Genomic DNA, 11,526 nt, shown 5'->3' with positions numbered 1-11,526 from the left:
ATCTCGAGGTTCGGAACCTCACTCAGAATTTGGGCAACTTTCGCAAGTATTATGTAAGCACTCTCCCACTAGATATTTTCTCCCACTAACTTTTGGTAGTGAATTTTAAGGGAGTCTCTATTAGTAACGCTCTTTTAGTGGATTATTGGGTGATTTGGTATTTTCTTGTTGCAACGTCTTGCGTTGCATTTAAGAGGCGCTATCTGCAGCACTTTTTCTAGTGGCCCTCATGTTGATGTGGGTATTTGCTTGTTGCCACGTCAAAGAAAAGGCCACTACGTGCCGGTATCAATTTGAGATAGTTTGCTTACCACGTGGCATGATCCGCGCTACAAAGGAGATGACGCGGATTTGCTTGCTTTTTTTCATAACTACATGGGTTTTTATCTGTTCAAAGCCACACATAAAAAAGCTCCATACATAACTATTTCCCGCTTAGCGAACACACAGTTCCTTCGCCGCCCCCATGCCTACTCATGGCTTCCTGCAGCAAGTATATGGACAGGTTTTTGTTAGTGAGTGCGATAGAGAGCCATTTACACGGAAGTTGCGCGTTTCGACTTTCTAACAAGAAAAACGCCAGCTACTAATCGACTCCACGCACGGGGGGGGGGACTGTTGAAAAATCGTAACACCACTCATCTCTATGCGTTACTTTGCTCTGGGTCAGCACATAGATAGTTTCTTTTATTGTGACGCGGTAACAGAGCGTTCGCTACGGGAATTTACAAGTTTTAGCCTTTCACGGACAAAAACTCCAGCTGCCGCCAGACCAGACGCAAGAAGGAGATTAGTACCTGCCCATAAAGTGCAATACCGCTGAGGTATCCAAAAGTACTCCATGCTACAAAGCCGTGCGTACAACAAGAGCGCGGCTAGCAACGAAAGAAAAACGCAAGAAGATCAAAAGAAGAAAAACCCCGCTGCAGACAACCTGAACTACAAAAACCACGCAATCCAGAGGCTACAGCGGGTGCAACCACACACAACATCTCAATGCGGCACCATGCTAACATGATTATTTGCGTATATGCAACTTTTATTTTGTAGTGTTGTATATAAGTAACACAACCTGAACATGCATTAGAGCCATGATAGGCTGGTTTTACATACTGATACAGTAGTTCTATACCACCATTGTGATCTGTACGGGCCTTACCAATTTGATGCGTTATGCAATGGATGAGTATATTTGCTGGGAGCTTAGTAACTATTGGCGAGCGTCTAATAACGGTGTTTCAAGTATTCTTGTTGCTAGCCTTTTTTTGTTTGTGGCCACGGAAATGGTACTAAATAAGGTATGAATCTGAGGGCATACTTCTCTAAAGCGTTTTGGTTTTGCCTCTGCCTTTTTTGCGCCTGATAAGTCATGCATAGTTTTTTTGGATCTTACAGGGCAATTTCTATTGGCCTTGCTGCTTATTTCAAAAAACGGCTTTATAGCCTGTTCTAGAAGGAACAAGCGCATGAATTTGACTTTGCTATAGCATCAACACAAAGTTACGCATTCCATTCATCTGCAGTTTTACTGCAGTATTAAGGTAAAACACGCCAATGTTGATCTGTGTATTTTATCCTCGATGGATAACACAGTTTCACAACTTAATGAGAGTTTATCTTACATGTTTATGGCACGAACTTTACATGCGCTGAAATTAGCCACTTATCTTCGCAAGATTTAACCCTATGGTGCGGAAATTTCCATACCCCCTTAAGGATATTCGGTGAGCAAATCGCATATTGCGAACTATTGTCCAGAGAGTAGTGATTAAAAATGGCTCAATTATGTAGCGACCTAAGTGCAATAGCTGTGGAAATTGGGAAAAGCGAGCGTTATCAGGATCTTGAAGAATGTTGTTTTTAAATTGCAGTTACGTTTCCTAGAAATATGTGATGTGCAGGTTATGGTCCATACCTAGCACGTAAGTGTACATTGGAACTACTGGTACAGTAGCGTTACTCAAACATACGTCAGCATTGTTACTACAGAATCTATGCATGAAATATCATAACTTTATTCCGCAAATATTCATGAGAATAGGGTTGTTTATGTGCTTTTTTGAGCAGTAAGAGTCGCATTTCTTGTCCATATGTTTATGAAGGTCAACTGACCCCTGAGGGACATATAGAGCGCTCGTTTTATAGCGCAGAAAAACGCGTGTAGGTGATAACAGAAGTGGATTCTACAAGAGTCTTGTTGGTAGAACAAATTATCCAGCACGATAGCTTTTTAGCTGCAATCATCTGCATAGGCCACTGTGATGGCTAGATCCTCCATAGCTTCATGGCCAAGAGCAACAGCCTCCAGCATGGGGCAAGGAGACTCGGGCAGCACAGGCGTGTGCTCTCTGCTATCTGAGTATACAACAAGAATACCCCCCCCCCGTGCAGAATTTATAATGTTTGCATACATTCTAGCCCTTAAACTTCAGTGCAACCAGGTACATCTCCGAAGATTCACTTCTGCTAGACCTGGGTTTAAAGTATGAAACAGTCTCAAAGTTGGGAATGACGGACTTTCTAAATTCCTGCTCGAATTCTCCGTGTAAGATCTTAGTGATGAAGCATCCCAAAGGCCTGAGTCGCTGTAACGCCATATCGCGAGCTAATTCACAGAGGTTTATGATATTTGCGTGATCTACTTGCCGATGTCCGCATGATCGCGGTGCCATATCTGATAAAACTACATCGAAGCGGATATGACTTATATGTGAATCCAAGAGAGCTGCTTCACTTTCAATATCACACCGCAAGCAGGTAACATTGTCTATTGCTTCCATTTGTTGCAAGTCGACTGCTATTACTAGGCCTCTTTTACCTTCAGCCTTCACTACTTGCTGCGCAGCAACCTGTGACCATCCCCCAGGATAAGCCCCTAGGTCCAATACAAAACTACCGGGTCGCAAAATCTTAAATTTGTCGTTTATTTCTATCAGCTTGTACGCTGATCTTGATCGGTACCCTTCTTTTTTTGCCAGGGCTACATACCTGTCATTTACCTGCCGATAAAGCCAGTTTGTAGAGGAAATCCTTCGCCCTTTCGCTGTTCGTATTCTAACTATTGTTAGCCCAAAATCTACTGCCTATGGGCATAATAGTAAGTGGTTTATTCCTGTGAGTTAAGACATATCTTTTGCGATGTAGTAAACATCAATCCTTAGTAGGTTCACTGGAAGGTGTTTATATTTCAAAGTAGACAAAAAAAGGACTGCTATTTCCACAATTACTTTGTAAAAAATCCCCGTAATTGGAAATATTGCGTCGACAATTGGGAGAGATATTGACACTACTGTCTATATGTTTTACCATGGCCGGGCTTCGGGGTGTAGCGCAGCTTGGTAGCGCACTTGGTTTGGGACCAAGGGGTCGGGAGTTCAAATCTCTCCACCCCGACGTGCAGGGCTTTTATAAGAGCTGAGATCTGCTGTTTTTTCTGTAAGTTTTAATGTGTCCATAAATGGACGCTAGGGACGTAGCCGTTCATTTTTTTTCGCTGTGTGTTTTATCGGTGTCATGCGTACATATAAAGCATAACTTCCTTGTTAGATGAGGTTATGGTTATATCAATAAAGTATTATGTTAAACAGTGCTCATTTTGAGTTTGTCTCTCCAATGTTGTAACTGTAAAAATGCTACTCTCCTCTGCAGTATTTTGTGCTTTTTGCTACAAGTAAATAGCAGTGTGTTTGTAGGACGTATAGCGGGATCTTAATGCAATGCCTTTTTCTATTGCTTCACAGTTACAGGAATTATAGGGTAGGATACGTCAAAATCTACTTTCCATCTATGATGTGAAGGACATATACGTCCTTTATAGCGCGGGCTTTCTCATGGATTAGGGTATGCTAGGGTTCTCAAGGGGAAGGCTCGATAATAGCAGCTTTTTCGCTAATTTTGCCAGTTCATAGCCATTATATAGATGCTAATTTTCTGTGATACTGAAACATAAGCTCATAGTTGAGGAAGTCATTTTAAATTGTTGGTGCAGATTCTCTCTTAATAGTGTGCTTTATCCAAGATAGGAAGTATAAGGGAGAGGGCTTCCTATTCTACAACGTACTTCACATATCATGATGGCTTGAGGGCTATAAAATGCTGAAACTATTACACGCTAACCAGGGTGCAGACCCTATGCATCAAATGAAAGATTTAAACATTAAGGTAGACTCTCGCATTGTAAGTGGCAAACTCTTCAGCCTTAGGGCATAAGTTCACTAAACATAGCGAGCCGTACTTACATGAGAAATATTGTTGCCAGTCCTAGAAAGATCAGAAACGACAATATGTCGCTGGCAGCGCACACTATTATTGATGAAGATATGGCAGGATCTGCCCTGAAAAAGTTAAGTATTAGCGGGACTGCTGCTCCAGAAAGTGTCGAAATTGAGAATGTAATTATCATCGACACTACGAAAAGAATTTCTATGGGCACGTCGTGAAAACGGAAAACAACAGCAAAAGAAGCTACCGCGGCTATAATTGCTCCGTTTATCATCCCAACACACAGTTCCTTGAAGAGCAGCCTTCTCGAGTTTCTATAGGTAAGTTGTTTAGTTGCCAGGGCCCGTATTGTAACAGCAAGAGCTTGCAATCCGGAATTGCCGCTCATAGAAGCTATCATTGGCATTATTATAGATAAAGCTATAAAGCTTTTTATTGTATCGCTAAACCACCCGATTACTAATGAACTTGCTGTAGAGGTTAAAAGGTTTAGCAGCAACCACGGCATTCTTCTGGCTACCGTTTTTACAAGTGGTGAACTTATATCACCGTCGGATACCATACCCAGATGCAGCACGTCCTCTTCAGCTTCTTCATGTACTACATTTATAATGTCATAAACCAGAACAGATCCTATTATGCGGCCTTCTTTATCTACAACAGGCGCCGAAAGCAGTGAGTATTGCCTGAAAGTTTCAGACACCTCCTCCTGATTTGCGCTTGGGCGAATTAACTTAATGTCTGTATCCATCACTTGATGGACGAAACTATCGCTGCTAGCGGTTACCACGTCATCGAGAGAAAGTATCCCTATAGGCTGCAGCTTTTGATTTATTACGAATATTTCGTGCAGTTTCCTGTTTCTTGAATTTTCCCGCAAAAAAGTAGTAAGCTGCTTTATACTCCAATGTGCAGGGACTACGGTAATGTCCTTGTGCATCAACCTTCCCGCGCTTTTTTCGGGATAGGAAAGGAGTTCATTGATAAGTAGCCGCTTTTTCTCGGGAAGCAGTCTGAGGATCTCTTCTTGATATTCAGTATTCAGGTCCTCTACTACTATTACTATGTCTTCGCTATCAAGATCTGATATAGAGCGGGCAACTTTTTCCGTTCCCAGTGTGCTTACCACCCCCTGTCTCAGTCCTGGAACTAGGTGTACCAAGATTTCTGAGATCGATTCGTCTCTTACGTGCTTCAGGAGTTCTTTTCTTTGATTTTGTGTCGACGTTAGCAAGAAAAAGGCCAGCTGCACGCCATCCATTCCACTAATGACCCTCTCTATGTCCTCGGTCCTTTCCTCTTCTATGGCATCTATTAGAAAATCACTGGTATCCTTATCCAATAAATGGTGCGACATGTCCGGCCTGGTAATTTAGCAACTATTTAAGGTGAAGCGTGGAGCCACTCCTAGCACATTTTTCCTATCTTGTATATCTTGAAATTGTGTTTCTATACATGGTAGTAGGGTCAGGCTTGTTTTTTTTCAAAACCATGCAACTCCATACACCCTATCATAGCATGTGACACTTAATTGTAAGTTAAATGTTCTCCATCGTGTGTGCTTGCTTCAGAATTTTGTTGTTGGTGTATTGCTCTTAACGCTATGTACTAAATAGTGCCACCCGCACATATGTGATGTACACGATACATTTTCCTACCCGGCATAAATGGGCGCTATCAGCATTAATGTGGTAAAACAATGGCATAGTAGGGATTGACTTGGGGGAAATTGATTGTAGTATCTGTACGGTGAGGTGGCCCTTATGGCGGAATGGTAGACGCGGTAGACTCAAAATCTACTGCCCGAGAGGGTGTGCTGGTTCGAGTCCGGCTAAGGGTACGTTGTGTTGTTCTTTTATCAATACCGTTGTGGGTGAGTTTGTCACGTGTGTGCTTCTTCTTGATTGGGTATAGCAATGAAAGTCGAAAAAAAAGTGAAGAAGGGAAGCGAGGTCTCTAGTTCGCCTTCTGTAAGTGTTGGAGAGGCTGTCAGGGTTATGCCTGCAGTTGTCGATGTGGAGTTCTCTGGAGGTGGTGTACCCGAGATTTTGTGTTCACTAGAGAGTGAGAAGGAGTATCAAGGGAAGGCGTTAGTATTAGAAGTAGCGCAGCACCTTGGCGGGGGGATGGTGAGATGCGTTGCCATGGGCAGTACAGACGGTTTATCAAGGGGTGATAAATTTGTTAGTACTGGTGCTCCCATATCGGTACCGGTAGGACGTGAAACTCTGGGTAGGGTTTTTGACGTTTTGGGCAATCCTATAGATGGCTTAGGAGATTTGAGTTCTGCGGCTGAGGTTTGCTCAATACACTCTGCAGCGCCTAAGTTATCGGAGCAGAGGGTTGCGACAGAGATACTTGTTACCGGAATAAAGGTTATAGACCTTTTGGCGCCCTATTTGAAGGGGGGAAAGGTGGGTCTTTTCGGTGGTGCCGGAGTGGGTAAGACTGTTCTCATCATGGAGCTGATAAGTAACATCGCTAGGGCACACAAAGGTTTTTCGGTTTTTGCTGGGGTGGGTGAGCGTACCCGTGAAGGAAATGACTTGTATCGCGAGATGATAGAGTCTGGTGTTATTAATATCGATGAGCGAGAAAAGTCTCAAGCGGTGCTGGTATACGGGCAGATGAATGAGCCACCTGGGGCGAGAATGAGGGTTGCACTTTCTGCGCTTACGATGGCTGAATATTTTCGTGATGTTGAAGGGCAAGATGTTTTGTTCTTTGTGGATAATGTTTTCAGGTTTACACAATCCGGTTCGGAGGTTTCTGCGCTCTTAGGGCGTGTTCCTTCGGCAGTAGGATATCAACCTACACTTGCTGCAGAAATGGGCGCGATGCAGGAGAGAATTACTTCTACTAATAAGGGGTCGATAACGTCGGTGCAGGCTATATATGTTCCAGCAGATGACCTTACAGATCCTGCGCCGTCCACGTCATTTGCGCACTTGGATTCTACCACTGTACTGTCAAGGCAGATTTCAGAATTGGGTATATATCCTGCGGTAGATCCCCTTGACTCCACTTCTCAGGCGCTGTCTGAGGATGTTGTGGGGGCAGAGCACTACGCGGTTGCGAAGGAAGTTCAGAGAATACTTCAAACTTATAAGTCGCTACAGGACATCATTGCCATCTTGGGTATGGATGAGCTTTCGCCAGAAGATAAACTCTTAGTCGCGAGAGCAAGGAAGATACAGCGCTTTTTATCGCAGCCTTTCCATGTTGCAGAAGTTTTCACGGGTAACCCTGGAGTATTTGTAAAGTTGGAAGACACTGTGCGTAGTTTTAAGGGGTTGGTCGAGGGGGAATATGATGATTTGCCGGAAGCTGCCTTTTACATGGTGGGTGGCATAGAAGATGCGATAAAGAAAGCCAAGTCTATGAAGTAGGGCCTTTGCGCTGGTTATCGCATAGTGCTGTTTTGGTATGAGGTTGGATATGGAGTGCTTGGCTGTAGAGTTTGTTTCTCCTTGCAAGAAGGCTGATTATCCTAGTGTGCGTTCGCTTACTGCGCGTACTGTCAGGGGAGAGTTTACTGTCATGGCAAGACATGAGAAGTCTGTGATGAGTCTGCTTCCGGGTTTTATAGTGCTGAAAAAGGAGGATGGAGGGGAAGTTATGGTCTTGGCGTCTGGCGTGACGTTGACTATTAAAGATAACATGTGCTGCGTCATTTCTGAGGTTTTTGTGTTACCTGAAGAGAGTAGCCAAGAAGAGCTAAGGCGTTTTCGAGATGAGGTTGCCAAGCTTACTTCTTCTGGGGGTGTAATTGGTGAGCTTTCTAGGACGGACTTGAGGTTTATTGATATGGTTTTGGCAAAGTGAAGATATTTCTGGATTCCGTAGATGTGGGTCGTATAACCGAGCTTTGTAGAACGGGTATTGTCGATGGAATAACCACTAATCCCTTGTTGTTATCTAAGTCGGATCGCCCATACGCAGAGCTATTAGCGGAGATTTGTTCCCTTGTTGTTGGTGAAGTGAGCATTGAGGTAGTATCGACCGATGCTGAGAATATGGTGCAAGAGGGAGTCAGTCTTACCAAGATTGCAAAGAATGTTGTTGTAAAACTGCCGATGACTTTTGATGGCATACGTGCTTGTAATATGCTTTCGAAGCAGGGTGTAAAGGTGAATGTTACTTTGTGTTTTTCGGTCTCCCAGGCGCTGCTTGCTGCTAAGGCAGGAGCGTACTTTGTCTCACCTTTTATGGGGCGCATTGATGATTTGGGTGGAGATGGTGTTACGCTGATTAGGGATATACGTACCGTGTACTCAAATTATAATTTTTCTACGCAAATCTTGGCGGCATCAGTGAGAAGCCCTCAGCATGTGGTAGAAGTGGCTAAAGCGGGCGCTGAAGTGGCTACAGTTCCCGTGGCTGTTTTTGAACAGTTATTTAAGCATCCGCAGACAGACAAAGGCCTTAAAGACTTTTTGGATGCGTGGAACAAAGCTGGAAAAAGCATTTTATAACCAGTATTTATCGTTCTTGTTAAACGGTTGGGCTGCGTTTCAGGAGTTGTTTTTTGCGTGGTGTAAAATGACGTTTGGGGCAAATTGCCATTGCTGTGATAATTTCATGTACATGTGTACACACACATAGTGTGTTGGAATGTGCTGTCCCTGCGTTCCTTTGTTAGTTTCTGAATTGGCATCGGGCTGTGTGATGTCCACAGTGCTTTCGCAAAGGGGTGCATTTTGTGAAGTCTACGTGTAGTTTTTTATATCTGCTCCGGCTTTGAGTCAATGGGCACGCCCTATATAATAGTGTTTTTATATGAGCATAATGTGCTTGTCGGAGCGTTATATTGGTAAGGCAACGAGTGATTTTCGTGATATCGCTGCATATTTGTAATACGCTTTTGTGACTTATGTGGTATTCGATGGGACACCGTCCCTCGAGGTTGTGAGTTACGTTTTAAGCACCCCTTGGTGGCGCTTTTGAGGTACATCAGGTAGCGTTGGTATCCGGGCAGTGTAAGCCCTGGGTTATGGCTTTTTACGTACTCAAAGCCAGTGTTAGCAATGTGATTGCCTATAGGATTTATAATCTGTTCTTGGTGACCTAAACCCCTGCACTTCTTCATCTGAAAGGATCATCTTATCTTGGATAAGTGTTACCCCTTGAGAGATCAAAGATATCTTCCTTCATATCAGATGGAAATAGTGGTAAGTTTACTGGGTGCTGCTGTGTGCGAAAAATATGAGAAAACTGAAGAAACTTTTGCGTATCGATAATCTCAGTGATGCTGATCTGGCAAGCATTGCAGAGCTCTCTTTCAATTATATGAATGGTTGGACATCTGGAGATATCTTAAAAGGTAAGGTAATCGCGAATTTGTTTTTAGAGAATTCTACTAGGACTCTGTTGGCTTTTGAAATAGCAGAAAAGTCTTTAGGAGCTGTTTCAGTGACTTTAAACATGGCTACCTCTTCTATCAACAAAGGTGAGAGCTTTGTTGATACTGTTGCAACACTTGAAGCTATGAGTACGGACTTGCTAGTTATAAGGACAAGAGATAGTGGTCTCATTGACGCAGTGGAAGAGAAGATAGTAGGTAGTTGCATTGTTAATGCAGGAGATGGAGTGAGAGAGCATCCAACGCAAGCTATAACAGATTACTGTACCATACGGCACCTGAAAGGAGAGAACATAGCTGGACTAAATGTTGCTATATGTGGGGATGTGCGACACAGCAGGGTTGCGAAGTCGAATGTAAGGTTATTATCAAAGTGTGGCGCTAATATCACTGTTATAGCTCCGGAGCATTTTTTACCAGATGAGCCCTTAGAAGGAGTGTCTTTTGTGACGCATAGCATGAAAGAAGGAATAAAAAACGCTGACGTTATCATGCTGTTGAGAATACAGAAGGAGCGTATAGCCGAGGGTACTGCTATGTTGGAGAGCAAGTATGCAGCACTTTATATGCTTGATAAAGAAAAACTCGCGACTATAGCGAAGAAAGATGCGGTTGTTATGCATCCTGGTCCAATGAATAGGGGAGTGGAAATATCAGATGAAGTTGCTGACGCGAGCTCTGCGATTTTAATGCAGGTTAAAATGGGTGTCGCGGTCAGGAAGGCTATTTTGCACTACATGCTGGTATGAGATACAAGGCGGTTATTGAGTACGAAGGAACAGCATTTGTTGGATGGCAAAGGCAGACAGGAATTTCTGGCAAATCTGTGCAGGAGGTAATTGAAGCGGCAATAAAGTCTTTTTCCCAGCAGACAGTTGTAGTTTATGCTGCGGGGAGGACTGATTCCGGTGTTCATGCTTTGGGGCAGGTTATTCATTTTGATTTGCGAGTTGCAGTAGAATGCTATGTTGTTAAAAACGCCCTAAATCACTATTTGCGCCACGAAATGGTATCAATCATACACTTAGAAGAGGTGGATGAGGATTTTCACTGTAGATTTTCTGCCAGGCAGAGACATTATGTCTATAAGATATCAAATAGAGAAGCGCCCTTATGTGTCGATAGGATGCGCATGTGGCATGTGCCAAGAAAGTTGAATGTTGCCAACATGAGGGGTGCAGCGTCTTACCTTGTAGGAAAAAAGGATTATACAAGCTTTCGTGCAAAGGATTGCCAATCAAAATCTCCTGTGAAGACTATAGACAGACTGGAAATCACGGAACAAGGCGATGTAATCCATGTAGAGATATCTGCATTGTCGTTTTTGCACAAGCAGGTTAGGATTATAGTCGGCACAATAGTGCAATGTGGTCATGGACTGTTTTCCCCGGAGTATATCGAAACCATACTGGAGAAAAGGGAAAGATCTGCTGCGGGGATCACAGCGCCACCATATGGGTTATATCTCACGCACGTCGAATACTAGGCGCTTTGGGGAGTGCACCTTTGTATAGAAATCGAAAAGGATCTCTTTGTCGTTCTTAAATTCATTGCTGCTGTACTGCAGCAATGTGCGTATGACTTTTTGCCTTTTATTGTGTCTTCAAAATATTACTGACGCATGATTTTATTACCGAATTTTACATAAATGGTTCAGAATCATAAGAGGTGCCGCAATGCCTAGCGCAGCGGCGCATAGGAAACCACGCGGTATTTCTTTTCTTAAATGCTTGTTCTAGTGCGGGGTAATCTGCGCACGTTTTACTAGCTAAAATATTCGCGTGTAGAGCTATTGTTGTTGACAGTAAACGAAAGCGCAGAATTTCTCAAATTTTTTACTCTGGAAAACACATGGGTGCATTTTCATTGTTTCAAAAACCTCGGCGCTTTTCTTGCCTAAGTAAGAATGCAGAGTATTTTTCTTCTATCGCTGTTTCTTAAAT

General features: G+C 43.3%; 7 protein-coding genes and 2 tRNA genes. 7 read left to right on the top strand and 2 right to left on the bottom strand.

Translation table 11 applies throughout. The annotated features are described in order from the left end of the window. Positions 1 to 2,414: 2,414 nt before the first annotated feature. Positions 2,415 to 2,978: an RlmE family RNA methyltransferase gene (locus tag ANPL_RS01980; RefSeq protein WP_236822893.1), complete on the bottom strand. Its 564-nt coding sequence runs from the start codon at positions 2,976 to 2,978 to the stop codon at positions 2,415 to 2,417. Positions 2,979 to 3,319: 341 nt separating this feature from the next. Between ANPL_RS01980 and ANPL_RS01975 the strand changes: the two genes are divergently transcribed. Then, positions 3,320 to 3,393, top strand: a tRNA-Pro gene (locus ANPL_RS01975). Between the two features lie 841 nt (positions 3,394 to 4,234). Here the strand turns inward: ANPL_RS01975 and mgtE are convergent. Then, positions 4,235 to 5,578 carry a magnesium transporter gene (gene mgtE / locus ANPL_RS01970; RefSeq protein ID WP_169193124.1) on the bottom strand — a complete coding sequence of 448 codons (1,344 nt, stop codon included), beginning with the start codon at positions 5,576 to 5,578 and terminating at the stop codon, positions 4,235 to 4,237. A gap of 400 nt (positions 5,579 to 5,978) precedes the next feature. On the opposite strand from mgtE, the gene ANPL_RS01965 reads away from it, so the two are divergent. The 6 genes from ANPL_RS01965 (at position 5,979) to truA (ending at position 11,069) form a co-directional block, all read left to right on the top strand. Next, a tRNA-Leu gene (locus ANPL_RS01965) sits at positions 5,979 to 6,061 on the top strand. Between the two features lie 76 nt (positions 6,062 to 6,137). Beyond that, positions 6,138 to 7,610 carry a F0F1 ATP synthase subunit beta gene (gene atpD / locus ANPL_RS01960; RefSeq protein WP_169193123.1) on the top strand — a complete coding sequence of 491 codons (1,473 nt, stop codon included), beginning with the start codon at positions 6,138 to 6,140 and terminating at the stop codon, positions 7,608 to 7,610. Between the two features lie 37 nt (positions 7,611 to 7,647). Further along, positions 7,648 to 8,046: a hypothetical protein gene (locus ANPL_RS01955; RefSeq protein WP_169193122.1), complete on the top strand. Its 399-nt coding sequence runs from the start codon at positions 7,648 to 7,650 to the stop codon at positions 8,044 to 8,046. After that, complete coding sequence (gene fsa, locus ANPL_RS01950; protein ID WP_169193121.1) at positions 8,043 to 8,696, top strand: fructose-6-phosphate aldolase; 654 nt, start codon at positions 8,043 to 8,045, stop codon at positions 8,694 to 8,696. Before ANPL_RS01955 ends, fsa begins: the two co-directional genes overlap by 4 nt. Positions 8,697 to 9,435: 739 nt before the next feature. Next, complete coding sequence (locus ANPL_RS01945; RefSeq protein WP_174764276.1) at positions 9,436 to 10,332, top strand: aspartate carbamoyltransferase catalytic subunit; 897 nt, start codon at positions 9,436 to 9,438, stop codon at positions 10,330 to 10,332. Then, positions 10,329 to 11,069, top strand: coding sequence for a tRNA pseudouridine(38-40) synthase TruA (gene truA, locus ANPL_RS01940; RefSeq protein ID WP_169193119.1), 741 nt, complete (start codon positions 10,329 to 10,331; stop codon positions 11,067 to 11,069). Before ANPL_RS01945 ends, truA begins: the two co-directional genes overlap by 4 nt. Positions 11,070 to 11,526 lie beyond the last annotated feature (457 nt).

Source organism: Anaplasma platys (assembly GCF_012790675.1).
Lineage (GTDB): Bacteria > Pseudomonadota > Alphaproteobacteria > Rickettsiales > Anaplasmataceae > Anaplasma > Anaplasma platys.
Note: the sequence above shows the minus strand (reverse complement) of the source record. Positions and strands in the feature narration are given on the sequence as shown.

What these genes read in the sequence shown, in the direction of transcription:
- mgtE (WP_169193124.1), bottom strand. Translation starts at nt 5,578, where the DNA reads ATGTCGCACCATTTATTGGATAAGGATACCAGTGATTTTCTAATAGAT.
- atpD (WP_169193123.1), top strand. Translation starts at nt 6,138, where the DNA reads ATGAAAGTCGAAAAAAAAGTGAAGAAGGGAAGCGAGGTCTCTAGTTCG.
- ANPL_RS01955 (WP_169193122.1), top strand. Translation starts at nt 7,648, where the DNA reads ATGAGGTTGGATATGGAGTGCTTGGCTGTAGAGTTTGTTTCTCCTTGC.
- truA (WP_169193119.1), top strand. Translation starts at nt 10,329, where the DNA reads ATGAGATACAAGGCGGTTATTGAGTACGAAGGAACAGCATTTGTTGGA.